The organism is Labrys okinawensis (assembly GCF_002982075.1).
In the GTDB taxonomy this organism is placed as follows: domain Bacteria; phylum Pseudomonadota; class Alphaproteobacteria; order Rhizobiales; family Labraceae; genus Labrys; species Labrys okinawensis_A.
In genome coordinates, this window is record NZ_PUEJ01000007.1 from 265,161 (window position 1) to 290,089 (window position 24,929).

The 24,929-nt window shown below is 65.8% G+C and carries 19 protein-coding genes; 9 read left to right on the forward strand and 10 right to left on the reverse strand.

Annotation, left to right across the window (positions count from 1 at the left end):
* Window positions 1-39 precede the first annotated feature (39 nt).
* From C5L14_RS20370 to C5L14_RS20390, 5 genes are all read right to left on the reverse strand, one after another.
* Complete coding sequence (locus C5L14_RS20370) at window positions 40-2,034, reverse strand: CocE/NonD family hydrolase (protein ID WP_105863892.1); 1,995 nt, start codon at window positions 2,032-2,034, stop codon at window positions 40-42.
* A 120-nt stretch (window positions 2,035-2,154) separates the two neighbouring features.
* A complete protein-coding gene (locus C5L14_RS20375) occupies window positions 2,155-3,498 on the reverse strand; it encodes a lysine N(6)-hydroxylase/L-ornithine N(5)-oxygenase family protein (protein WP_105863893.1) in 1,344 nt (447 codons plus the stop codon).
* Window positions 3,495-5,354: an IucA/IucC family protein gene (locus C5L14_RS20380; protein ID WP_105863894.1), complete on the reverse strand. Its 1,860-nt coding sequence runs from the start codon at window positions 5,352-5,354 to the stop codon at window positions 3,495-3,497. The genes C5L14_RS20375 and C5L14_RS20380 overlap by 4 nt, the downstream gene beginning before the upstream one ends.
* Window positions 5,351-6,442 (reverse strand): GNAT family N-acetyltransferase, encoded by a 1,092-nt coding sequence (locus C5L14_RS20385; protein WP_105863895.1) that lies wholly within the window; start codon window positions 6,440-6,442, stop codon window positions 5,351-5,353. Before C5L14_RS20385 ends, C5L14_RS20380 begins: the two co-directional genes overlap by 4 nt.
* On the reverse strand, window positions 6,439-8,229 hold the full coding sequence (locus tag C5L14_RS20390; RefSeq protein ID WP_105863896.1) for an IucA/IucC family protein: 1,791 nt from the start codon (window positions 8,227-8,229) through the stop codon (window positions 6,439-6,441). Before C5L14_RS20390 ends, C5L14_RS20385 begins: the two co-directional genes overlap by 4 nt.
* A 155-nt stretch (window positions 8,230-8,384) precedes the next feature.
* On the opposite strand from C5L14_RS20390, the gene C5L14_RS20395 reads away from it, so the two are divergent.
* Window positions 8,385-9,611, forward strand: coding sequence for an MFS transporter (locus C5L14_RS20395; RefSeq protein WP_105863897.1), 1,227 nt, complete (start codon window positions 8,385-8,387; stop codon window positions 9,609-9,611).
* Here C5L14_RS20395 and C5L14_RS20400 read toward each other — a convergent pair.
* Genes C5L14_RS20400 through C5L14_RS20410 form a run of 3 tightly spaced genes read right to left on the reverse strand, consistent with a single transcriptional unit; the run spans window position 9,593 to window position 13,418 of the window.
* Window positions 9,593-10,831, reverse strand: a complete 1,239-nt coding sequence (locus C5L14_RS20400; protein ID WP_105863898.1) for an MFS transporter — start codon at window positions 10,829-10,831, stop codon at window positions 9,593-9,595. The genes C5L14_RS20395 and C5L14_RS20400 overlap by 19 nt on opposite strands.
* Window positions 10,828-11,196, reverse strand: coding sequence for a hypothetical protein (locus C5L14_RS20405; RefSeq protein WP_105863899.1), 369 nt, complete (start codon window positions 11,194-11,196; stop codon window positions 10,828-10,830). The genes C5L14_RS20400 and C5L14_RS20405 overlap by 4 nt, the downstream gene beginning before the upstream one ends.
* Window positions 11,197-11,198: 2 nt before the next feature.
* Window positions 11,199-13,418, reverse strand: coding sequence for a TonB-dependent receptor (locus tag C5L14_RS20410; protein ID WP_105863900.1), 2,220 nt, complete (start codon window positions 13,416-13,418; stop codon window positions 11,199-11,201).
* 209 nt (window positions 13,419-13,627) lie between these two features.
* On the opposite strand from C5L14_RS20410, the gene C5L14_RS20415 reads away from it, so the two are divergent.
* Window positions 13,628-14,710, forward strand: a complete 1,083-nt coding sequence (locus tag C5L14_RS20415) for a helix-turn-helix transcriptional regulator (RefSeq protein ID WP_146126974.1) — start codon at window positions 13,628-13,630, stop codon at window positions 14,708-14,710.
* A gap of 73 nt (window positions 14,711-14,783) precedes the next feature.
* On the opposite strand, the gene C5L14_RS20420 is transcribed toward C5L14_RS20415, so the two are convergent.
* On the reverse strand, window positions 14,784-15,293 hold the full coding sequence (locus C5L14_RS20420) for a hypothetical protein (protein ID WP_146126975.1): 510 nt from the start codon (window positions 15,291-15,293) through the stop codon (window positions 14,784-14,786).
* A 221-nt stretch (window positions 15,294-15,514) separates the two neighbouring features.
* Between C5L14_RS20420 and C5L14_RS20425 the strand changes: the two genes are divergently transcribed.
* Window positions 15,515-16,477, forward strand: a complete 963-nt coding sequence (locus tag C5L14_RS20425; RefSeq protein WP_105863903.1) for a nucleoside hydrolase — start codon at window positions 15,515-15,517, stop codon at window positions 16,475-16,477.
* Between the two features lie 87 nt (window positions 16,478-16,564).
* Here the strand turns inward: C5L14_RS20425 and C5L14_RS20430 are convergent, their stop codons facing one another.
* Window positions 16,565-17,803 (reverse strand): NAD(P)/FAD-dependent oxidoreductase, encoded by a 1,239-nt coding sequence (locus C5L14_RS20430; protein WP_181161264.1) that lies wholly within the window; start codon window positions 17,801-17,803, stop codon window positions 16,565-16,567.
* Between the two features lie 23 nt (window positions 17,804-17,826).
* Between C5L14_RS20430 and C5L14_RS20435 the strand changes: the two genes are divergently transcribed.
* From C5L14_RS20435 to C5L14_RS20460, 6 genes are all read left to right on the forward strand, one after another.
* Window positions 17,827-18,738, forward strand: a complete 912-nt coding sequence (locus C5L14_RS20435) for a LysR family transcriptional regulator (protein ID WP_105863957.1) — start codon at window positions 17,827-17,829, stop codon at window positions 18,736-18,738.
* Between the two features lie 206 nt (window positions 18,739-18,944).
* Window positions 18,945-20,087: an ABC transporter substrate-binding protein gene (locus C5L14_RS20440; RefSeq protein ID WP_105863958.1), complete on the forward strand. Its 1,143-nt coding sequence runs from the start codon at window positions 18,945-18,947 to the stop codon at window positions 20,085-20,087.
* A gap of 305 nt (window positions 20,088-20,392) precedes the next feature.
* Window positions 20,393-21,424, forward strand: coding sequence for an ABC transporter ATP-binding protein (locus C5L14_RS20445; protein WP_105863904.1), 1,032 nt, complete (start codon window positions 20,393-20,395; stop codon window positions 21,422-21,424).
* Window positions 21,424-22,365 (forward strand): ABC transporter permease, encoded by a 942-nt coding sequence (locus C5L14_RS20450; RefSeq protein ID WP_105863905.1) that lies wholly within the window; start codon window positions 21,424-21,426, stop codon window positions 22,363-22,365. Before C5L14_RS20445 ends, C5L14_RS20450 begins: the two co-directional genes overlap by 1 nt.
* Before the next feature lie 111 nt (window positions 22,366-22,476).
* Window positions 22,477-23,283 (forward strand): ABC transporter permease, encoded by an 807-nt coding sequence (locus C5L14_RS20455; RefSeq protein WP_105863959.1) that lies wholly within the window; start codon window positions 22,477-22,479, stop codon window positions 23,281-23,283.
* A gap of 131 nt (window positions 23,284-23,414) precedes the next feature.
* On the forward strand, window positions 23,415-24,845 hold the full coding sequence (locus C5L14_RS20460; protein WP_105863960.1) for a gamma-aminobutyraldehyde dehydrogenase: 1,431 nt from the start codon (window positions 23,415-23,417) through the stop codon (window positions 24,843-24,845).
* Window positions 24,846-24,929 lie beyond the last annotated feature (84 nt).

The following is a 24,929-nucleotide window of genomic DNA, read 5'->3' on the forward strand; positions in this document are numbered from 1 at the left end:
TGACCCCCTGAAACTGCCTAGCCGCCTGCGCCCGGCCCCTCACACCAGCCGGCGCGGGATCACCTCGTGGAAGCTGCGGTCGGCGATCTCGACCCAGTCCTGGAAAGCCTGGATCCGGGCGCTGATCTCGAAATTCTCGTCATTGGCGATCATGCGGGCTTCGGCTTCGATGCGGAATTCGATTCCGTCGCAGGCGAGCGTGCAGTGATGCGTCACCGTCTGGCGGGCGCTGTGAGGCTCGCCGTCCCGGATCGAGAATTCCCGGCGCAGCTTATGGGCGAAATCGGTGGCGATTTCTTCAAAACGCATCGGCGCCGAGCCGAAGGCGTCGCCGTCGACCACGAGATGGGCGGTGCCTTCGATGAGGTCGAGGCTGAATCTGCGCTCGGCCTGGGGCGGACGGCTCGTATGTACCGGGCCGGTCTCCGCCATGCTGACGGGCGGAAAGGCGAGGGCGGCGTCTTCGCGCCGCGGCCGGCGCACCGGCAGGATCAGGGCGGCCTCGCCGGTGCGGACCGTCAGTGTCGCCTGCTCGCGTGCCGGCCAGACCATCGGCCAGGCCGAAGTCGCAATCGACAGGCGAATGCGGTTGCCGGCGACGAAGGCATGGGCGCAATCATTGAGCCTGATGCGAACCGTTTCGAACTCGCCGGGCGTGAGGGGCTTGGGCTCGGCGTGGCCGTCCCGATGGGTGAGATTGAGGATGGCATAGGAGACGCGCTCGGAGGAGCCGTCCGGCGCGACATCGCACAGCCGCACATGGATCTGCGCCGTCGGCCGGTCGGAGGCGATTTCCAGCACCAGCTCCGGTGCGCCGAGGATCTCGGTACGGTCGGCGAGTTCCTTGGAATCGAAGACGAGGGACAGGCCGTCGTCGAGGCGCTGGTCGGCCGGCGCTTCGCCCGGCAGGCCGGAGCTCATCCATTCGCCGCCGCCGGCGCCGCACCACAGGGGCGAGCGGATGGCAAGTTCGGCGGCGGGTGCCGGCCGCCACCAGAGCTGGCCGGGTGAAAGGAACATCGGCCGCCGGGTGATCAGGCGGGAGGGCCAGGAGGCCTCGCCGATCCAGCGGCCATTGCGGCCCTCCTCCGAGGTGCCGCGTTCCTGCATATAGGCCCTCAGCATCGGCTCGGACATGATGCCGTTGTCCTGCCCCTTGAGCCAGTGGTCCCACCAGCGCAGGGCCTCCTCCAGGAAGCCGATGGCGGGGCCGGGCGTGCCCTGATGGGGGTAGTGATGGGCCCAGGGCCCGATCAGGCCGAGGCGCGGGCCCGGCAGATGCTCGAGGAGGCGGGGGATCGCATTGGAATAGGCGTCCGCCCAGCCGCCGACAGCGAAGACCGGTACTTCGATGGCGGACCAGTCCTCGCAGACCGAGCCCTGCCGCCAATAGGTGCCGCGATGCTGCTCGCTGGCCCAGATCGCCGGAAAGAAGGGCAGATGATCGAGGCGCTTCTCCCAGGCCTCGCGCCAGCCTTCGCCGTGGAGGGAGGGCGTGGGCGGCAAGGCCTGCCAGGCCATCATCGCCGAGCCCCACCACAGATTGTCCGCCAGAAGGGCGCCGCCCATGAAATGCACGTCGTCGGCATAGCGGTCGTCGGTGGAGCACACGCTGATCACCGCCCTCAGGGCCGGCGGCCGGCGAGCGGCGACCTGCAGGGCGTTGAAGCCGCCCCAGCTCTTGCCGATCATGCCGACCTTGCCGTCGCACCAGGATTGCTGCGCGATCCAGGCAATCACGGCGCAGGCATCCTCCTGTTCCAGCGGCAGATATTCGTCGTCGAGCAGGCCCTCGCTGTCGCCCGACCCCCGCATGTCGACGCGGATGGCGGCGTAGCCATGCGCCGCGAACCAGCCATGCATGGCCTCGTCGCGCGAACGCGTGCCGTCCCGCTTGCGATAGGGGATATATTCCAGGATGGCGGGAACAGGCGCGGTCTCCGCTCCTTCCGGCAGCCACAGGCGCGCCGCCAGCCTGATGCCATCGGGCATCGCGATCGTCAGATGTTCGATGGTGCGGACGGGATTGGGCATGGTTCACTCTGGAGCAAGGCGCGTTTTGGCGGAAACGCACTTTTACTCAAAAATCAGGCCTTGAGAATGCGTCGGCATTCTCAAGGCCTGATATGAGCTTTCCGCTCCGGCCGGCGAATGTCAGCAGCTGCGATGGGAGGGGCGGCGCAGATATTCGACTTCCGCGTCGGCGATCTCGGCCTGGTCGCTGCCCGTCGACCAGGCCAGCGGCGAGGCCGGCGGCTCGACGTCGAAGAAGGGCTGCCCGATCAGGGCATTGGCGATCACCGCACTGCGCCAGGCCATCAGACTGAGCTGCGGCTCGGCGATGCCGTGGCTGATCAGCCCCGCGTTCAGCGCGAAGATGCGGTTATCGGCCGGGCCGTCCCATTTCACCGAGAAATCGGCATCCAGCCGCAGCCGGCCTGTCCCGTCGATCGCAATGCGGTCCTGGATCGGCGAGAGGCAGTCGGGCAGGCGATAGCTGTAGCCCGTGGCCAGCACGATCACGTCGGCCTGGCTGAATTCGATGCCGCCGTCGAAGCCGTTGCGCATCACCAGCCGGAAGCCGCCGGCGCCCTGTTCGACGTCCAGCACCTCGCGATGCGGCATCAGCCGGGCCTGCGGGCCACCACGCTCGATATGGCGTAGCGTGTAGAGGCGGCGGTAGATCTGCGACAGGGTGGAGGCGGAGACACCATCGCCCGCCAGCTTCTCGCGCTCCACGGTGGACAGGCGGCGCCCCTCGGCGAGATTGTGGAAATTGCGCACATAGTGAGGGGTGAACAATTCGTTGGTGAAGGGCGTGGCATCGAGCGGCTGGAAGTTCGGGCGCAGGCTGATCCAGTCGACCGACGCGGCCGCGGCTTCGCCCGCTCCCAGCAGATGCAGCAGGATCTCCGCGCCGCTCTGGCCGCCGCCGATCACCGCCACGCGCTTGCCCGCGGCACGGGCGAGTTCGAAGGCGGCGCGCGAGGAGTGGAAATGGTTCTGGCCGGTCAGCTTGCGCACGAAGTCCGGCTGATAGGGCTGCAGGCCGATGCCGAGGGCGACGTTGCGGGCTTCCACCGAGCCGTTGCCCGTCTGCAAGATGAAGTGGCGGCCATCGAAGTCGAGGGTCTGCACATCTTCGCCAAAGCGCAGGCTGTCCAGGCCCTTGGCGACCCAGGCCAGGTAATTGGCGAATTCCTGGCGCGGCACGTCGGCGAACTCGGCATTGATGAAGTCATAGAAGCGCCGATGCGCCACGAGATAGGCGATGAAGCTCCACGGGCTGGTCGGATTGGTGGCCGTGACCAGATCCTTGAGGAAGGAGGTCTGCAGCGTCACGTCGGGCAGCATCATGCCCGGATGCCAGTCGAAGCGCTCGCGTTTCTCGAAAAAGGCGGCCTCGACGCCGTCGATGGCATCGAGTTGGGCGGCGAGGCTGAGGTTGAACGGGCCGATACCGATGCCGGCGAGGTCGAGCGGATTGCGCTGTGTCATGCCTGAACTCCTGCGGATTTGTCGGCGAAATCGCGGTCCCGGCGGGGGCGGGATTCGCGTTCAGCAAGGTGAAGGGGGTTGTCGAGTTCGCTGCCCAGGCTCGGCACCGGGCGGCGATTGGCGTCGCCATAGCCGATGGCGAGCCTGACGCGGTTGATGCAGATGCGCGGCACCTTCGGCGTGAAGAGATCGAACAGCTCGAAGCGGTGCGCGAGATCGGGATGACGCTCCTGATAGAGGCGCAGGCGCTGCCCGAGCACGCCGTAGAACTCGATTTCAGGAAAACGATCGTGGCTTGCCAGCGTATCGGAAAGGAAGCGCAGCACGCTGGCGAAATGCCCGGTCTGCAGGTGCTGCAGGAGATGGGCCGCCGGCCGCTTCAGCAGGGCCTCGCGGATGGCCGGCGCAAGGTCCGCGGCTTCCGGGAATTCCTGGTCCACGAGGTCGACGTCGCCCTGTAGGTCCTTCAGCGCTACGCCGCAGGGAACGGCGCCGTCGAGCAGCACGGTGATGTTCTGGCCATGGGCGATGAAGCCCACGCCGTAACGGCAGAGGAAATGGTAGAGCGGCAGGACGACGGCGTCGAACAGGCGTGACAGCCATGCCGCATGCGACAGGCCCGATGCCGCGATCAGGGCGCTGGCGAGTGGCACGCCGGCAAAATCGCTCTTGATGAGGGCGCCGAGCATCAGCGGGCGCCGCCCCGTGGCGAGGCCGGTTTCCGGGCTCTCGCGCCAGATTACCCCCAGCATCTCGCGGAATTGGTAGGGAGCGTCGGCGATCCGCTCATAGAGAGGATGGGGATAGAAGGCGCCCGCGCATTCGCGCAGCACCAGCGCATCGGCAAGTTCGGGATCCTGCTCGGTCTTGTCGGCCAGCCAGTTCGAGAAGGCCGGGCCGATCGCCATGTATTTGCCGGGCACGCCGCGCCAGGCCGAGGTGTTGAGGATGGTGAGCGAGAGCTTGAGGTGAAGCTTGGCTGGCGAGGCCGCATTGGCGAGAGTGCGCAGCGACTGCAGGGGACGATAGGCATCGCCGAAAAGCCCGAGCGGCACGATGCGCCCGGCCGCGATCTCGCCGGCGAATTGCGCCACGATCATGTTGTCCCACTGCCAGGGATGCACCGGCAGGAGCATGAAGCGCGCCGGATCGAGGCCTGCGGCCTTGCAGGCGGCCTGCAGCCTCTTGCGCTCGTCCTCGCCGAGGGAGGCGGCGAGCAGCGCCTCCTCGTCGATGTCCCCGGCCAGGCTCAGGCGGCAACGGCTGCGATCCGCGGCCAGCCAGAACAGCTGGAAGGTCGGCTGGAATTCGGGCGCATAATGGGCGAAGTCGCTGAGGCCCCAGCCGATGCGGCCCTTGCTGGCCGGCGCCTTGGGATGGCCGTCGAGATAGGCCTGGAGCTGGTCGTCCGGCAGGGTGAGCAGATGTTCGCTTTCGCCGGAGCCGGCCATGGTCGCGATTCGGGCATCCGCCAACAAGGTGCTGAACAGCTCCTTGGCGTAGATGCACAGCGTGTCCGGCTCGATGTCCAGGGTTTCGCGGGCATCGAGCATGAAGCCGGCGGCATCGTCGGCGGGGCGCAGTGCGGCGCCGTCCTGTCGCATCAGGCTGGCGGCGTCGATCGACAGATTGCCCCAGATGCGGCGTACCGCCTTGAAGCGATAGGCGACGCCACCGCCCAGGCGCAGGATCCACTGGGTGGCCTCGGCATTGGCCGGCTCGGGCGTGAGGCCTTCCTCGAAGGTGAGTTCGCTGATCGCCTTGGCGATGACGGCCCGGTTCAGCGCCAGCCAGAGTCCGGCGTCGATGGACCCGCCACCGGGCAGAGGGCCGAGGGTTGGGCTGCCGCCGGTCATAGCGTCACCTCCCGAAAGAAGCGCTCGCGCTGGCAGCACACCAGAGCCGCGCGCTTATGCGGGAAGTCGAATTCCTTCACCTTGTCATACGCGGTCTGGGCGCAATAGCTCAGCATCTTCTGGTGGGAGGCGCGAGGCTCGCCGACCACCCGGCGGGTGCGCGGCTCGTCCAGGAACAGGCAGTGGGTCACCGAGCGGAACCAGGTGCCGGTCCTGGCGCGGCCGAGATGGCGGGAATTGCCGATCAGGCCGTGCCAGCCGCGATCGTAATCCTCCGCGTCGTAGAAGGGACCGAGCCGGTCTTCCTTGGCCCAGTAGAATTCGAAATAGCCGGATGGCTCGTCGCCCAGGCTGCCGATCACGCCGAAGATATGCGGATCGGCTTCCTGATCGGCGAGATAGCGGTCGAGCTCGGCCTCGCTCTGGGCCAGCTCCCAGAAGAAGGCGACACGCGGCTGGTTCATCCAGCCATGGAACAGCTTGAGATCGCGGCGCCGATCAATGGCCCGCATCGACAGCGTGGTTCTGAGCTCCGGAATCCAGCGCCGGTAGAAGGTGCCGGTCGGCTGCGGCGGCCGCAAGGGCGGCAGGCGGTCCTGCGGGCCGATGGCGGATCGGATCTCGGGAAAGGCGCGCAGCCCTTCCGGCCGGTGCCAGAGCAAAGGCAGCTGGTAGAAATGCTCGCGGGCGATGCGGACGGCGCTCGTGCCCGTTTCCTGGTCCGCCACGACCTGGGCAGAGAGGGCGAGCAGGCCCGGCCTGGAGGCGACATCGGGCAGATGCAGGGCGGACATGGCGGGGAAGAGCTGGAAGGCGGCTTCCACCAGGACGGCAATGATATGGACATCGCCAGGATGAGAGGCATCGGGCTGGCGGATGGCAAGAAAGCCCGGCCCGTCGCCTTCCGGAGCGCGCAACCCGGCCCGTCCGATTGTCACCGGGCCAGCCTGGGCAACCAGTTCAAGGCTGCCATCCGCCTGCAGGAGGCTCTCGATGACAGCTTCGCCGTCGAGGCCGAGAGGCCAGTGCCGGCTCGGCGCGGGGGAAACGGCGATCTCGGTGGGATCGATCTTCATCTGCAGGGTCATGCCGCGGCCTCCGCGATGGGGTTGGGCAAGGGCACATAGCCGGCGAGAGGATCGGTCACCTCCGTGTTTTCATTGATGTTGCGGAAGCAGATCATGAAGTTTCCTTTGCTGCCGAGCGTCGGCGCGTCGAGGAGGTAGGTGAGGCAGGTCTTGTCGGCGAGCGGCAGGGCGGCGAGCTCTTCGAGGAAGAAGCGCAGGTCGCCGATCAGGATGTCCTCGGCGATGAGACGCGAGGTGCCGAGCGCGCCGATCACCGCGAAGACCGAATTGACGAGGAGGTAGTAGCCCACGAGCCGGGCGGCATCGCTGGAATTGAAGACATGGCCAGCCCGCATCGGGCTACCGGGCGCCTTGGCCGCGAGCTCGGGAAGGAATTCGCGGATATAGCCGGTGCCCTGGCAGTCTCGGAAATGCACGCCCGCCGGCCAGCCTTCCGCGAGTTCCACCACGATGTTCTGCTGATGCGCACCGAAAAGGAGGCCGATATCGGCCTGGATCTGCAGGAAGGGTGCGACGACCTTGTCGAGGAACTGGCGGAACCAGCGGCGCGCCACCCCGGCGGGATCGGCCGGCTCCTGCCCGGCGATGCGCCGGACGACGGCGGCGAGGGCACTGTCATGCCCGTCGGGGTAGATCTCGCAAAGCGCGGCCAGCACGGCGGCGGAGGGCTGGCTGTCCCCCTTGAACGGGTTTTCGCGCAGGATCACCGTGGTCTGCGGCAGGGCCTGGCCGTCGGCGTCCCGCAGCAGGAGATAGGCGGGTTCGCCCATCACCTTGAAGCTCGGGAAGCGCCGGGCGATGGTCCGGCCGACTTCACCGGCCAGGAGGCGATCGATCTCGATGCCTCGCTCGCATTCGCGGGTTTCGATGACCCGGCGCGAATTGGTGAGGCGCAGGCTGAGCGAGAATTTCAGCATCCAGTCGGCGTGCGGGGCATGGATGGCGCGCAGCGACGAGGTCGCCTGCCAAGGGGAGCCGGCATGGCCGAGATCCTGAAGAAAGCCGCGGCGGAACAGGCCGTCGATGGCCGGATCGAGCGCCAGCTGCGCCGCCTGCCAGGGATGCATCGGCAGAAGAACGCGGTTCTTCGCAGCCTGCACGACCTCCGGATCCATCGCAGGATCGCTGGCGGCCAGCGCCTGGCAGAGCTCGGCTGCGCTCTGGGTACGCGAACTGTCCTGAAGCACCAGCGCGGGATCGGCGGCCCACCAGCGCAGGGCGAATCCGCGCCGATATTCGGGGGCGAAGCGCCTGGAATCCTCCAGGGTGAACTGGTCGCGGCTGCGCGGGGTGGGATGCACGGCATGGCCGAAGCGCAACGAGCCCTCGGCCTCGGCGAAGCTGGGATCGCGCTGCGCGAAATAGACATCGGGGGAGGGGACGCGCGCTGTCACATCCTCGATGTTCCTGATGCTGTCGAATACCCGCGACAGGAAGGTGAGGCTCCTGTCCTTGTCGGCGCTGCCGACGATGTCCGGTTCGCTGGCGAGCAGGAAGACGAACTCCTGGAAGCTGATCGGGCGCGGGGGCGTCGCGCCCGAAAATTCCAGGAAGGGCGGCCGGAAGCCGTGATAGGCCACGCGCGATCGATGCGTCACCTCGATGGCGACATGGCCGCCACGGCGCGGCAGGGGAAAGCGGGCGAGAAGCCAGCCGTTTCCGGCGCTGCCGTCTTCATGTTCCATCGTCCAGCCCTGCCATTCGCGCATCAGGCTGTTCAGGAAGGCGCGCATGGAGACGTCGTGGGCGGTATCGATGGATCGTCTGATCAGGTCGATAGCGTTCATGGTGTTCCTTTTCAGCAGAACTCCAAATTGTACAAGTAATTTATAGAAGAAATTACTTGTACAATTTATAAATCTTCTATATAAAATTAAATTTTACTGTTGAATTCCCTAGAGTTTATTTCTAATTGGATCAAGGAAATTATTTGGAGAAAAGCATGGCTGGAGACGGCGCTTCCTCTGTTTCGCGTGCGGACAGTCTTCGCCTGGCTCTGATCGCCGCCTCGTCGGGCTTCGGCCAATCGGCCCTGCTGGCGTTGGTGCCGATCGTCACCGAAAGGACGGGGCTGGCGGCGCCGCAGATCGGCGTCGTCGCCTTCCTGGGCGCGGCGGTCTTCCTGGTGGCGGCCCCGCTCTGGGGGCATCATGGCGCGGCATGGCGGATCAGGCCGTTTTTCGCCGGGCTCGCCTGCCTGATGGTGGCAGGCCAGGGCCTGTTCGCTGGAGCGCTCCATGTCGGTGTGCCCGCAACCGCGCTCGGGCTGCTCCTGGTCTCGCGCCTGCTCTACAGCGTCGGTGCTGCCGGGGTAATGCCGCACGCTCAGGCTGCCATCGTGCAGCGTAGCGCCGCGGAGCGTCGCCCGGCTGCGCTTGCCAATCTCAGCGCCGGCCTGAATGTCGGCCGCATCGCCGGCTCCCTGGTGACGCTGGGCGCAGGAGCCGGCGTCATCGTGCCCGTTTTCATGATGGTCGCCAGCCCGCTGCTGCTGCTGTGCGCGCCGAACCTGCCGGCCACCCCCGCAATCGGCAGGAAGGGTGAACGCTCGAGCCGGCGCGCCAATATCCGGCGCGTCCTGCCGCTGCTTGCCGTCGGCTTTGCTCTGACCTTCGGCTTCGGCCAGATCCAGCTCGTGCTCGGCCTGTTCCTGCAGCACCGCTTCGGCCTCGATGCCGTCGCCGCCGCGGGACTGGGAGGCGCTAGCTATGCCGCGGTGGCGGTTGCCATGATCGCGACGCAGATCCTGCTGGTGCCGCGCCTGGCCTTCCAACTCGGACGCAACATGCGCTGGGGCATTGCGGGCTTCGCACTGGGGTGCCTGGCCATCATCCTGGCGCCCGTTCCCTGGCTGGTGCCGGCCGGTGCGGTCTGGGCCGGCGTCGGGCTGGCGGTGGCGACGCCGGCCTATACGGCCTGCCTCGCCCAGCGTGTCACGGCGCATGGCCAGGCGGGAGCCGCCGGCTGGCTCGCCAGCACCCATGCGGCCGGACAGGGACTGGGCGCGCTCTGCGGCGGCGCCGCCTTTGCCTTGTCGCCGGAGCTGCCCTTCGCCATGGCCGTCGGCATCGCGATTGCAACCTGCCTCGCTTTGCTGCGTCTGGACGATCGCGCCCGGGAAGAGGTGTCCCGGGGTGAGGTGCCCCGGGATCATGGCGTGGTCTCCTGAGGGCGGCCGACATTCGCCAGCAAGCGGATGGTGGCGAGGACGGCGATGGCCGAGAGGGCGGTGGCGAGGCCGAAGAGCGCGCCATAGCCCATGAGATCGGCAAGCTTGCCCGAGATCAGCGAGCCCACGAGATAGACCACCATCTGGGCGCAGGCGAGGATGGTGAAGTCGGTGCCGGGCTGGTCCGATGACGTCACGCTCATGAACAGGCTGTAGAGCGCGACGATCTCCATATAACGGATGAAGGTCTGGAAGCCGGCGGCGCCGAACAGGGGCCAGACGCCGGTGACCACGCCGAGCGCATGGGCGGTAAAGAGGGCAAAGCACAAGGTGCGCAAGCCCCCGAGCAGGCCGAGTGTGGCGGCGGTGCCGTAGCGCTTGACCAGGAAAGCGGATATCGCCGATCCGGCAAGGCCCGCCGTCGCCGCCGATACGCCGGAAAGATAGCCGATGCGGTCGAGCGGCACGCCGGCATCGACGAGGTAGGGACCTTCCATTGCCTTCACCAGACCCTCGCTCATCCGGTAGATCAGCGCGATCCACAGCACGGTGCGGATCTCGGGCCGGCGCAGAAAGGCCATGATGGAGGGCCGCGTCGGCCTGTCGGAGGGCACGGCGGGCGCCTCCCACATGCTGAAGGCGGCGACCAGGGGCAGGGCCGAGAAGGCGGCGATGACCAGGAGCATGCCGGTCCAGCCGATATGATGGTAGAGCACCAGGCCGAGCGTGCCGCCGATCACCACGCCGAACGCCACCGAGCCGCCCTGGATGGCATTGCCGATGGCCCGGTCCTCCGGCGCCAGATATTTGGCGGCATAGCCGTCGGTGGCGATGTCCTGCGTGGAGACCAGCAGCGCCGTGACGAGGCCGATGCCCAGAATGCCGCCGACATGCGTCGGGCCGAGCGGCAGCAGCGCCAGGATGGAGGCGATCACGCCGAGCTGGGTGAGGATCACCCATCCGGCCCGATGCACCCGGGCGAAGGGCCGGATGCGATCGACCAGGGGCGCCCACAGGAATTTCAGCACCAGCGGCAGGAAGAGCAGACTGAGATAGCCGATCGCCGTGCGCGAGACCCCGGCCTCGCGCATGATGGGGGGCAGGGCGGCCGCGATCAGATAGGAAGGAATGGCCTGGGCCAGGTAGAGGCCGCCCAGCACCGCGAACAGGCGCAGCCGACCGGGTCTGGAGGCAGGAATGTCCTGGGCGAGCGCCGTCATGCCGTCTCCATATGCTGTGCGATGAAGTGCCTGGCCGCCTGCTCGTCGCACGTCGCCGTCAGCGGCATCGACCACAGGCGCTGGAAGGTCTCGATCATGCGTGGGTTCGCATCCGGCCGGACGATGGCGAGGGCGCGGCAATGGCGCTCGAAGCGTTCGCGCGTCGCCTTGAACCAGAGAGCCTGTTCCCGCTCTCCGGCCTGGGAAAGCCCCCCGCCGCCGGCAAAGATCGCCAGCAGGGCAAAGACGCTCTCGTTGCGGCCGATTTCGATCAGCGCGTCGAGATAGGCCCGCTCGTCCCGGTCCTCATAGGGCGGCAGGTAGCGCAGGATCACGAGCGGGCCGTGCTTGTCGAGTTTCACCATGATCAGAACGTCTTGCGATAGCCGAGCGTCACGGTGCGGCCCCAGGAATAGACCGGGAGGTTGCGCACGGAGGTGGCGGTGGGGTTCTGGAAGCGGGTGTCGAACAGATTGTCGACGGACACATAGGCCTCGCCGCCCTTCACCGGTGCCGACAGGGCGACGTTCATGGTGGCGCCCGGCTTGATCTTGTAGCGGGTGCCCTTGAGGTCGATCGCCTTGTCGCGGCCGGAGAAACCCTCGCCCTCAACGCGCACCGACACGCCATTGTCGAAGACGTAGCTGGCGTAGAGCGTGCCGCGGAAGGGGGTGGCGATGCGGTTGTTGGGCAGCCAGCTGTCGAGCTTGCCGTCCTTGTTGGAATCGTAGCGCCCCTCGCGATAGCCGAGCACGGTGCCGATGGTCAGCTGGTCAGTCGCGGCATATTCGCCGGTGAACTCGCCGCCATAGATGAATTCCTTCTGCTGCGAGATGGTATTGGTGATGGGGTCGAAGGTCACGCCCTTGCTGGAGGTGGAGATGAAGCCTGTCAGGCTGCCCTTGAAGCGGTCATGGCTGCCGCGGATGCCGAGTTCGTAATTGTTGACGACCTGGGCCTCGGGGCTGATGGAGGCGTAGGAAATGCTCGTGCCGGCCGGAAGGCAGTTCGGCCGGGCGACCGGGCATGCATAGGCGAGCGACAGGCCGGCGCGGCGGGTATAGGCACCGACATCGGGCAGGGCAAAGCCCTGCGAGAAGCCGCCGAAGATCTCGCTGGTGTCGGTCAGCTTGAAGGTGCCGCCGATATTGAAGGTCGGCTTCGAGTAGCTGAACTTTCCTCCGGTGACGCGCAGGGCCGGAAGTACGAAGTCCTGATAGCCCCGCGGATCGCGGCTGGAGGCGACGGCGGCATAGGCGGCAGGACGCGTGAAATCGTCGACATCGAGGGCGAAATGTTCGAAGCGTACGCCGCCGCGCACGGTGAGGCGATCGGTCAGCGGCACCTGCAACTGGCCGAAGGCGGCCGACGTGACCTGCTGCAGCGGCGTGAAGACATCCTGGCCGTTGGTCAGCGTCTGATGAGTCTTTTCAAAGATGAGATCGCTGCCCCAGGTGAGCTTGGCGCCCTGCCAGATCGTGTCGAGCGGGGTGTCGATGGTCAGGTTGACGCCGCCGCGATCCGAATAGAGCGTCGTCTGGTTGTCCGGGCTGGTAGGATTGGCGGGATCGAACGAGTAATAGACCTGCGAATTATAGGGGAACGAAAAAGTCGAATAATTGAAGCGCTTCTTGATGTTGTTGTAGAAGCCCACGATGTTGAGGCTGCCGAGCGCGAAGTCCTTGTCGGTGTAGCGTAGCGACAGGGATTTGGTGTCTTCGAGAACGCTCTGCCCGGTATAGGGATGGCGATAGTCCGGCCGGGCATAGGCACCGGAATAGTCGGTCATGTAGCGCGGGGTCTGGTTGAAGTAGTACCAGCCTGCCGAAAATTCGAGCCGCTTGGCGGCATCGAAATCATAACCGAGCTTGGCGAGAAGGTTGACCCGGCCGAAGCGGTCGCCGCCGCCTTGACCCAGCATGGAGTCGGACGGCAACTCCCACCCGGAACCGTCATAGGTGCGACGCCCGAGATAGCCGCTGCCGCTCAGGACATAATCGAGGCCATTCTCGGCCTTGCCGGAGATGCTGGCGGACAGTTCCGGGGCGACCGAATCCACGGCGTTCGCCGTAAAGGCGCGCAAGGCCGTGTTCACGCTGATGCGGGGCTTGCCGGGCTCGGCCTTCTTGGTGATGAAATTGACCGTGCCGCCGGTGGCGCCTGCGCCGTAGAGGCTGGAGGCGCCGGCCACCATCTCGATGCGCTCGATCGAATTGAGGTCGATCAGGGACAGGATGCGCGAAACATCCCGCAGCGGGGTGCCGAGGGGAACGCCGTCGACCAGCACGAGCAGGTCACGGCCGCGATAGCTCTCGGACGCGCCCGAAACCGTCTGGTTGGAAACCGAAAAGCCCGGCACCAGCTTGGCCAGGGCCGCCGACGCGCTCGAACTTTGCTGGAGCTGCTTGTCGATTTCCTGCCTGTCGATCACCTGGACCGATTGCGGAATATCGGAAACGGATCTTTCGGCGCGGGAGGCGGTAACGGTAACCGGATCGAGCTCAATCTGTTGTTCCTGCGACTGTTGTGCCAGTGCAGGTGAAACAACCGATAGAAACATGACCGCCGATACGGATATCTTGCGCATGATGAATTTTTAGACCTCCAGCCACTCTCGATCCGAAACTAAGTTATATTTGGCGATCCCGGCTGAATTCCAGTTGTACATTCTCAGTATATTCCCAGTTTATAACCGTTATAATCTGGACAAAGACGGCATATACTTCTGGATCTCCAGCCTCTCCCGCTCTATATTGACGAGCGGTCTTACTTGTCGTGCTACTTGATTTCTTGGACTTGGGCGCATTGATTGATGGACTGAAGCGAACTGCCGGCGCGGACGAAGTCGCTTTGCCGCCAGAGGAGGCCTATGCAGGAAGGCTCAGGCCTGTCTGGCTGCTTGGGCATGGGCTGACGAGCGAAGAGCTCGCGCTGATCGAACTACGGGCCAGCGGACGTTTGGCTGCGCAGCGCAAGCTCGGCCCGTCGGATCCGGTCTTGCTCGGCGCCCGGGCAGTGCTTCGCCTCGAGCCCGATATCGGCCCCATTTCCTGCTTTTCGCCGCTTCAGGATCGCGAACTCCGCCTGGATGCCGCCGAGCTCGGGGCGGGCGGGGTGCTGCTGCGCCCCTCCCATGGCCGGATGGAGATCGAGCGGGACGGGCAGCGCACCGTCGTCTCCGCGAGGGAGGCCATTTTCCTGGCCGGCGGCGCGCCGGCCGGTCTGTGGCTGCGGCATGTCGACCGTGTCGATTGCCTGGTGCTGGCGAATGAACGCATCACCGAAAACATGCTCGAATGCTCGGCCAGTCTGCGGGTTTTCGCGCAGAACAACGATACGCTGGTGCTGCTCGGCAATTATGGCGCGGCGCTGATGCGAGGGCTGTTGCCGATGAGCGGCCCGGTGCTGCTGCAGCATGCCTGCGCCTATATGGGCGATCTCGTCGACATCCTGTGCGGCGAGGCCGAGTCCCAGGCGCCCCATACCGTGCAGGACCGCGCGGCTACGCGCCTGAATGCCATCAAGTCTGATATCGAGGCCCATCTCGACGATCAGGGGCTCAATGCCAGCCAGATCGCCTTACGGCACGGCATCAGCACGCGCTATCTCCAGAAGCTGTTCGAGGGAGAGGGCGAGACGTTCTCCGAATTCGTGCTGCAGCGCCGGCTGGACAGGGCGATGCGCCGTCTGCAGTCGCCGGACGAGCGCAAGCGTTCGATCAGCGAGATCGCCTTCGATGTCGGTTTCGGCGACCTGTCCTATTTCAACCGTACTTTCCGCAGGCGCTTCGATACGTCGCCGCGCCTGGTGCGTGCCAAGCACCGCTCCGTGCCCGCCGGGTCTGCAAGGAGCGAAGCGCCGGATGCGGGCAGCGCCTGAGTGTGGGCTGTCCCGGTTCGGCGCCCTCCGCATCGGCGGCCTCGAACCATTGGCCGTCTCGCCGCTAGCGACCTCAGTGGGCGGTGGCCGAGGGCGGCTTCATCCGCGTCATGGTGTCCAGGGCGCAGGGACTGACGGGGGCGATGAACAGTCCGACCCGGGCAAGGGCCTTGGCCAGAGCGGTGGTGGCGTCGAGCGCCCGGTGCAGGCCGTCGCTCTTCAGCAGGTGGGAAGCGGCATGGAGGAGCTGCGCCCTGTCGTCGCGCTGCGCCGCATCGACCATGGCGAGCACCAGGCATTCGTCGCGGCACAGGGCCCGGCAGGCCGCAGGACGCCAGCCGATCTCAGTGTCGGCCGTCGCCCGGAGCGTGCGCACGAAATGGTGGAACTCGCCGAAGAGCGGCTTGGCGTTCTCCTCCGGCATTTCGCGCGCCAGCCCTTCCCAGGCGATGTCCCAGCAGGCGGCATCGCCGGTGGCATAGCCCGCCATCCAGCAGCGAAAGACGGAAAAGAGCAGGTTCTCGGCCGGAGCGTCGATATGATAGCCGACGGGGCGCGCAGCATCGGGGCTGGGCAGGGTCATGATGGTGTCCTTCAATCCGCGGGGTTCAAGGTCCCGGCATTGGCAACGGCACGCATAGGATCACACCGAGCCGATTTGTTCAAGAAAATCTCTTTTTATTTCAATAATTTATAGGAATTCCAGGGTGTGCGGCGCGCTCGCGCGGCGATGCCACGGCGTTGACTTTCCCGCTCGCCGGGCGCAGACGCAAAGGTTCCCGCCTTTTTCCCGGTTTGCCCGTGATGCCCACCCACAAAGTCATTTATGATACCGATCCCGGCGTCGACGACGCCATGGCGCTGTTCTTCCTGCACTATCATCCCGACATCGAGCTGATCGGCATCACCACCTGCCACGGCAATGCGCCGGTCGAGATCACCACCCGCAACGCCCTCTATCTCAAGGAGCGCTTCGGCATCGAGGCGCCGGTGGCGCGTGGGGCGGCGGGGCCGGTGACGGGGGACGACGCCCATCATGCCGCCGTGGTGCATGGCGACAACGGCCTGGGCGAGGTCGAGATTCCCGCCGATATCAAAGCGCAGGCGATTGCAGCGCCCGCTCATCGCTTCATCATCGAGACCGTGCGCAAGCATCCCGGCGAGATCACGCTGCTGGCGGTGGGGCGCATGACCAACCTGGCGCTGGCCCTGCGCGAGGATCCCGAGATCGCCGGCCTGGTTCGTCAGGTGGTGGTGATGGGCGGCGCCTTCGGCTATCGCGGGCATCTGGGCAATGTCACCCCGGCGGCCGAAGCCAATATCCATGGTGACCCGCACGCCGCCGATGAGATGTTTGCCGCCTCTTGGCCGATCACCGTCATCGGCCTCGACGTCACCCACGAAGTGCTGATGCCGCAGGACTATCTGCGCCGGCTCGGCGAGGAGGCCGGCGAGGTCGGCCGTTTCATCTGGGACATCACCCGTTTCTACGAGAATTTCTATCTCAACAAGGGGCTGGCCGGCATTTCCGTGCATGATGCCTCGGCGGCGATCTATCTGGTGGCGCCGGACTTGTTCGAGACCCGCCCCGGCCCGGTCCGGGTGGTATGCGAGGGGCTTGCCTTCGGGCAGACCATTCAGCGGCCTGCCGGGATCGGCTTTCCGCCCAATGACTGGGATGGCCGGCCGGATCATGCGGTCTGCATCGCCGTCAAGGCCCAGCCCTTGCTCGATCTCTACCGGGAAACACTGCTGAGATCGGCTTAAAGAGCGGACGGGACGTTGCGGTCCCAGCCCTAGCGCTTCCAGCGCGAATCTTGCAGGCCTTGTCCGGGAAACGCCGCGGCTGGGACCCTACCTCGCGGCCAGCCAGGTTTCGATTCCCCTCGCCGCCGCCACCCCGGTGGCGAAGCAGGCCTGCAGCAGATAGCCGCCCGTCGGCGCTTCCCAGTCCAGCATCTCGCCGGCGACGAAGACGCTGGGCGCTTTGCGCAGCATGAACTGACTGTCGATTTCCTCGAGCGCGACGCCGCCGGCGGTGGAGATGGCGCGTTCGAGGCTACGCTGCGCCGTTACCCTCAGGGGAACATGCTTGATCAGTCTGGCGAGAGCGGCAGCCTCGCGCGGCAGGGCGTTGCCCGTGGCTTCGCGCAGCAGGCCGATGGCGACAGGCGCCAGCTTGGCGGCCTTGCGCAGATAGGTGGAAAGAGACTGGCTGGCCTGGGGACGGTCGAGCAGGCGAGCCAGCGCGGCCTCGTCGAGGTCGGGACGCAGGTCGATGGCGATCTCGGCATGGCCATGCATGGCGATCGAACTGCGGATGACAGGAGAGAGGGCATAGACCACGCCGCCTTCCAGCCCCCGCTCCGTGACGACGGCCTCGCCGCGGCGGGTGGCGCCGGCAAGGGTGACGGCGATGCGCTTAAGCGGTTCGCCAGCCGATTTCTCCGCATAGGCTCGGCTCCAGCCGATCTCGACACCGCTATTGGCCGGCGCGAGATCGGTGATCGCGACGCCGCGGCCGCGCAGCAGCGGTACCCAGCCGCCGTCCGCTCCCAGGCGCGGCCAGGAGGCGCCCCCAAGCGCAAGCAGGGTCGCGGCGGCCTTGCGGTGCACGAGGCCGCCGTCCGGGCCTTGGAAGGCGAGACGGCCTTCGCCGTCCCACCCCGTCCAGCAATGACGGATGTGCAGGGTCACGCCGAGGCCGGCGAGACGCGCCAGCCAGGCGCGCAGCAAAGGCGAAGCCTTGAAGCTCTCGGGAAAGATGCGGCCGCTCGAACCGACGAAGGTCTTCTCGCCGAGCCCCTCGGCCCAGGCGACGAGATCGCCGGGCGTGAAGGCGCGCAGGGCGGATTCGAGAAAGGCCTCGGCCGGCCCGTAGCGCGTGAGGAAGCGCTCGAACGCCTCGCCATGGCTGAGGTTGAGCCCCCCGCGCCCGGCCATCAGGAATTTGCGGGCGGGCGAGGGCATGCGTTCATAGATCGAGACGGCGTGTCCGGCTGCGGCCAGTCTTTCGGCGGCGATCAGACCCGCCGGTCCCGCGCCGATGATGACGATGTCGCTCAAGTCCGTCACGTCCGTCTTTATTTCCATCTTGCATTATGCTCACTGCCCTCATGGCATTCTCCTTCCGGCAAATCCAATATTTCGTGGCGGTGGCCGAGAACGGGGCGGTGTCGCGCGCCTCGCACGAACTCTCGATCTCGCAATCGACGGTGACGGAGGCCATTCGCGAACTGGAGGGCGATCTCGGCTTTCCCCTGTTCGACCGGCGCGCCCATGGCGTCGAGCTCACGCTGAAGGGCCACCAGTTCCTGCGCCATGCCCGCAAGATCCTTTCGGAAATTGCCGATGCCCGCCGCGCCCTGCGCTCTGACACGGCGCCGATCGAGGGGCGGCTTGCCGTCGGGGTGACGCCTCTGGTCGCCGCCTATGTGCTGCCCGATCTGCTGGCCCGCTTCCGCCGCGCCTTTCCGCATGTGGCCGTCGACATCATCGAGGACAGCCGCGATTACCTCGATCATCTGCTGGTGGGGGGCGAGCTCGATGTCGCCGTGATGGTGGCAGGCGCCGAGAAGAGTTCGGCGGCGCTGCATGTCGAGACGATGGAGGCCTCGCCCTATCGCCTCTGGCTGCCGATCGGCCATCGCCTGGCCGAGGCCGAGAGCATCGGCATCGTGGATCTCGCGGAGGAACCTTTCGTGCTCCTGATGCTCGACGAGATCGCCGAGGCCGCCGAATATGCTTGGCGGCGGGCCGGCGTGCGGCCGCCGGTGGCCATCCGCACCCGTTCGGTGGAAGCGGCCCGCAGCCTGGTGGCGACCGGGGCTGGCGTCGCCATCCTGCCCGACCTCACCTATCGCCCCTGGTCGCTCGAAGGCGACAAGATCGAGGCGCGCGACCTCGCCGAGGCGCTTGCGCCGGTGGAAGTGGTGATCGGCTGGCGGCGCGGCTCGCCGCTCGACGCCATTGCCGCACAATTCGTCGCCGTGGCGCGGACTTACCGGACCGGTAGAGGGCGCAGCTAGAGCACTTTGCGATTGGGCGGAAACGCCGAAACTTGCATTGCTCTATCGTTCCAATGCAGCGAAGCGATCGCTCGTCGATGATATCGGAAAAACCGATATCATCGATCTCCCGAATGGTGTGGCGCCTGTGGCTTTTCCAAGGCATGCTCGCCGCAATCAAGAATTCGCCCTGTATTCGGACGGACGGCAACCAGAGGAAAAGCATCATGTCCAGGCTTAGATGGGTTGTGGCGTTGGCGGGTATTACGGCAGTGGCCGTGCCGGCGCTCGCCAAGGAGATCGGCAAGGGGGAGGGCCAGCTCAACATCGTGGCTTGGCCCGGCTATATCGAGCGGGGCGACACCGACAAGAGCTATGACTGGGTCACCGATTTCGAGAAGAAGACAAGCTGCAAGGTCAATGTGAAGACCGCCAGCACGTCCGACGAAATGGTCGCGCTGATGAATGAGGGAGGCTATGATCTCGTCACCGCTTCCGGCGACTCCTCCCTGCGCCTGATCGCCGGCAAGCGCGTGCAGGAGATCGATACCTCGCTCATCCCGAGCTGGAAGACCGTCGACGAGCGCCTCCAGAACGCGCCCTGGCACACGGTCGACGGCAAGCATTACGGCGTGCCCTATCAGTGGGGCCCCAATGTGCTGATGTACAACAGCGACGTGTTCAAGGAAGCGCCCAAGAGCTGGAGCGTGGTGTTCGAGCCGCAGAACCTGCCGGACGGCAAGCCCAACAAGGGCCGCATCCAGGCCTATGACGGCGCCATCTACCTTGCCGACGCAGCACTCTATTTGATGAGCAAAAAGCCCGAGCTCGGCATCAAGGATCCCTATGAGCTCAACGAGGATCAGTACAAGGCAGTGCTCGAGCTGGTGCGCCAGCAGCACGCCCTGATCCAGCGTTATTGGCACGACGCCAACATCCAGGTCGACGACTTCAAGAATGAAGGCGTGGTCGCTTCCGGGTCCTGGCCCTTCCAGGTCAATCTGATGAAGGCCGACAAGAAGCCGATCGCCTCCACGGTACCGGAGGAAGGGGCGACGGGCTGGGCCGATACCACCATGCTGGCCGCCGATGCCGCCAACCCCAATTGCGCCTATATGTGGCTCGAACATTCGATCCAGCCCAAGGTTCAGGGCGATGTCGCCGCCTGGTTCGGCTCGCTTCCCTCGGTTCCGGCTGCCTGCAAGGGCAATGCGCTGCTGACTGATACGGGCTGCGCCACCAACGGGTTCGACAATTTCCCCAAGATCAAGTTCTGGCGCACGCCGGTGGCCAAATGCACCACGCAGAGCGCCTGCGTGCCCTATTATCGCTGGGTCACCGACTATATCGCCGTGATCGGCGGGCGCTGATGCCGTATGGGGCGGGCCACATGTCCGCCCCTGATCGGTCACCAAATGCGGCCGTGCTGGCCTGTGCGTCCGAGGCTGCCTGGCCTGCCGCGGCCTGGGAATGGTGTGCCGATCTCCAGATCGGCATCTCATCCTTGGCGGGCACTTCGTTTCCAAGGCGGTCGATCGGGAGATCGACCCTCCTCGTGCCGCGCCGAAGGCTGAGGGGTTGACGTTCATGGACGTCGGCTCGCGCCGGTGCGGGGTCATGGAATTTTCGTCCCGACAGAGGCGGCTGAGCCAGCCCACGTCCTCGAGGTATCCTCATGGCTGTAACCAGCACCACTCCTGCCGTCTCCTTCCGCGGCGTCCAGCGCCATTTCGGCAGCGTGAAGGCGGTCGATGGCGTCGATCTCGACATCGCGCCGGGTGAATTCTTCGCCATGCTAGGGCCGTCCGGCTCGGGCAAGACCACCTGCCTGCGCCTGATTGCCGGTTTCGAGCAGCCCACCGGCGGTCATATCGAGATCTTCGGGGAGACGGTGGAGGGCATGCCGGCCTATCGGCGCCCGGTCAACACCGTCTTCCAGGACTATGCCCTCTTCCCGCATTTCAACATCCTCGACAATGTCTGCTACGGCCTGATGATCCGCGGCGTCGCCAGGCAGGAGCGCTATCGCCAGGGACGCGAGGCGCTTGCCATGGTCAAGCTCGCGGGCAAGGAAGACCGTCGGCCCGGCCAGCTCTCGGGCGGCCAGCGCCAGCGCGTGGCGCTGGCCCGCGCCCTGGTGGTCCGGCCCAAGGTGCTCCTGCTCGACGAGCCGCTCGGCGCCCTCGACCTCAAGCTGCGCGAGGAGATGCAGGGCGAGCTCAAATTGCTGCAGCGCTCCCTCGGCCTCAGTTTCGTGTTCGTCACACACGACCAGGGCGAAGCCCTATCCATGGCCGATCGCGTCGCCGTGTTCAACGAAGGGCGCATTGCCCAGGTCGGCAGTCCGCAGGACATCTATGAGCGGCCGCGCACCCGTTTCGTTGCCGATTTCGTCGGGTCTTCCAACGTGATCGAACCGGACCGGACGCGGGCCTGGATCGGCGTGAGCAGCGCGGCCAGCCTGCGGCCGGAAAAGATCACCCTGCTGCCGCAGGGGGTGGGCGCTGCCGGCGACGCCGTGGTGGTCCCCGGCACCGTGACCCAGGTGCTCTATCACGGTGCCATCAACCGCCTGGAACTGCGCACCGATGACGGCGCCCGCCTCAGCGCCGCCATTCCGGCCGCCATCGGCACGCCGCCCGAACAGGGCGCGGCCATCCGCGTCAGCTTTCCCCGCCGGGCGCTGCACCTGATGGAGGACGCGTGATGAGCCTCGCTATCCTTCAGGCCCCGCGGGACGGTCTTCTGCGGCGCATCTCGGACGTGCTGGTCGCCCGGCGCGGGCTCTATCTCCTGCTCCTGCTGGTGCCGCCGCTGCTCTGGCTCGGCATCGTCTATCTCGGTTCGCTCTTTGCCCTGCTGGCGCAGAGCTTCTTTTCGATCGACGAGTTCTCCGGCACCATCGTGCGCGAGCCCTCGCTCAAGACCTATGGCGAATTGCTGTCGCCCTCCAATCTCGACATCATCGTCCGCACGGTGAGCCTTTCGGCGGTGGTTACGCTGCTGTCCGCCATCATCGCCTTCCCGATCGCCTATTATGCCGCCCGCTATGCCCGCGGGCGCATCAAGGCGCTGTTCTATATTGCGGTGATGATGCCGCTGTGGTCGAGCTATCTGGTCAAGGTCTATGCCTGGAAGCTGCTGCTGGCCAAGGAAGGCGTGATCGGCTGGATCATGGCCAAACTGGGCCTCGCCTGGCTGCTGGAGGCCTGGCTGGCCCTGCCCATCCTCGGCGGCCCTTCGCTGTCGGTGAGCTATACCGGCATGGTGCTGGTGTTCCTCTATCTGTGGACGCCCTTCATGATCCTGCCGGTGCAGGCGGCGCTGGAACGCGTGCCCGGCTCGCTGATCGAGGCCTCCGGCGATCTCGGCGCCAGCCCTGGGCAGACCTTTCGCAAGGTCATTCTGCCCCTGGCCTTTCCCGGCTTGGTGGCCGGGGCGATCTTCACCTTCTCGCTCACCCTCGGCGACTATATCGTGCCGCAGATCGTCGGACCGTCCTCGCTGATCCTCGGCCAGGTCGTCTACACCCAGCAGGGCACCGCCGGAAATATCCCGCTGGCGGCCGCCTTCTCGGTGGTCCCGGTGCTGATCATGGGCATCTTCCTCACCGTCGCCAAACGATTGGGAGCCTTCGATGCGCTGTGATCCGACAGGGAGTGTCGACCTCCAGATCGACTTCGCACCGACTGGAACCGCCGTTTCTCCGGTATGTCGACCTGGAGGTCGACACTCCAATGGCGCGCCGGCGAGGGCACCATGACCGAGAACCGCTCGCCGCTGACCCTGCGCATCGCGGCCGCCGCAGGCCTGCTCTTCCTGCACCTGCCGCTTCTGTTCATCATCCTCTATGCCTTCACCACCGAGGAGCGCAGCTTCGAGTTCCCGCCCCCGGGCTACACGCTCAAATGGTTCGGCGTCGCCTGGAACCGGCCCGATGTCTGGGCGGCCCTGGCGCTTTCGGTCAAGGTCGCGCTGGTCTCGACCTTCCTCGCCATCATTCTCGGCACGCTGGCGGCGGCGGCCTTGTCGCGCACCCGTTTCTTCGGCCGGGAAGCCATCTCGCTGCTGCTGATCCTGCCGATCGCCCTGCCGGGCATCATCACCGGCATCGCGCTGCGGGCGGCGTTCAACCTGGCCGACATTCCCTTCTCCTATTGGACGATCGTGCTCGGCCACGCCACCTTCTGCATCGTGGTCGTCTATAATAATGCCGTGGCGCGTTTCCGCCGCCTGTCGCCTTCGCTGATGGAGGCCTCGATGGATCTTGGAGCCGACGGCTTCCAGACCTTCCGCCATGTCGTGCTGCCCTCGATCGGCACGGCGCTGCTGGCGGGCGGCATGCTGGCCTTCGCCCTGTCCTTCGACGAGGTGATCGTCACCACCTTCACCGCCGGCCAGCAGCAGACCCTGCCGATCTGGATGCTGTCGGAGCTGATCCGGCCGCGCCAGCGCCCCGTCACCAATGTGGTGGCGGTGATCGTCATCCTCGTCACCGCCCTGCCGATCCTGGCAGCCTATTACCTCACCCGTGAAGGTGAGAACGTCGCCGGCGCCGGCAAATAACCAAGCCTCTTGAGCAAGGTGCGATCTCTTAATCGCACCTTGCTCAAACTCTTTGTTTTGACACGTTTTCTTAAGCGGAAAGTCCGTCGACTTTTCTGGAAAACGCTTCTGGAATGCCCAAGGAGATTGCCATGCTCGATACCAAAATGCTGATCGGGTCGAAATTCGTGCCCGGCACCGAAGCGCCGGAAAAGGTGCTCAATCCCAAGACCGAGGAGACGCTGATCGACCTTCCCGAGGCTTCCGTCGAGCAGGTCGACGAGGCCGTGGAGGCAGCCGCCGCAGCTTTCGCCGGCTGGTCCCGCACCACGCCGGCCGAGCGCTCGGCCCTGCTGCTCAAGCTCGCCGACGCAATCGAGAAGGACGCCGAGGCCTATGCCACGCTGGAGGCGCTCAATTGCGGCAAGCCGCGCATCCGCGTATTGCAGGACGAAATCCCCGGCATCGTCGACTGCTTCCGCTTCTTCGCCGGCGCCGTGCGCAACATGCATGGGCTGGTCGCCGGGGAATATCTGGCCGGCCACACGTCGATGATCCGGCGCGATCCCATCGGCGTGGTCGGCTCGATCGCGCCCTGGAACTATCCCCTGATGATGGCGGCCTGGAAGCTGGCGCCGGCATTGGCGGGCGGCAACACCATCGTGATCAAGCCGTCCGAACAGACGCCGCTGACGCTGCTCAAGCTTGCCACCACCATCGCCGAGATCTTTCCCAAGGGCGTGGTCAATGTGGTGGTGGGGCGTGGCGAGAGCGTCGGCAATGCGCTGATCCACCATCCCAAGGTCGCGATGGTGTCGCTGACCGGCGATATCGCCACCGGCAAGAAGGTGCTGCAGGCGGCCGCCAAGACGGTCAAGCGCACCCATCTCGAACTCGGTGGCAAGGCGCCTGTGATCGTGTTCGACGACGCCGATCTCGAGGCCGTGGTCGAGGGCGTCAAGCTGTTCGGCTATTACAATGCCGGCCAGGACTGCACCGCCGCCTGCCGCATCTATGCCGGCAGCAAGATCTACGACAATCTGGTGTCCGAGCTCGCCGGTGCCGTGAAGGGGCTGAAATACAACCAGCCCAATGACGACGAGAACGACATCGGCCCGCTCATCTCGGCGCGCCAGCGCTCTCGCGTCGCCTCCTTCGTCGAACGCGCCACCGAGCACAAGCATATCGAGATCGCAACCGGTGGCCATCAGGCGGCGGGCAAGGGCTTCTTCTACGAGCCTACCGTGGTCGCCGGCGCCCTGCAGAGCGACGAGATCGTGCGGCGCGAGGTGTTCGGACCGGTGGTCTCGGTGACGCGTTTCGGCGATGTCGAGGAAGCGCTGGCCTGGGCCAATGATTCCGACTACGGTCTGGCGTCCTCGGTATGGACGCGCGATATTTCCAGGGGCATGCAGATGGCCTCGCGCCTGCAATATGGCTGCACCTGGGTGAACTGCCATTTCATGCTGGTGAGCGAGATGCCGCATGGCGGCGTCAAGTCCTCGGGCTACGGAAAGGACCTCTCGATGTATGCCCTGGAAGACTACACAGTGGCGCGCCATGTCATGGTGAAGATGGGCTGACAACCCTTTCCTGCGCTCGAGAGCGCTTCGCCCATAGGCCCTCGCTGACGGCCTGAGACACCCGGCTACCCTCCCCTCGATGGG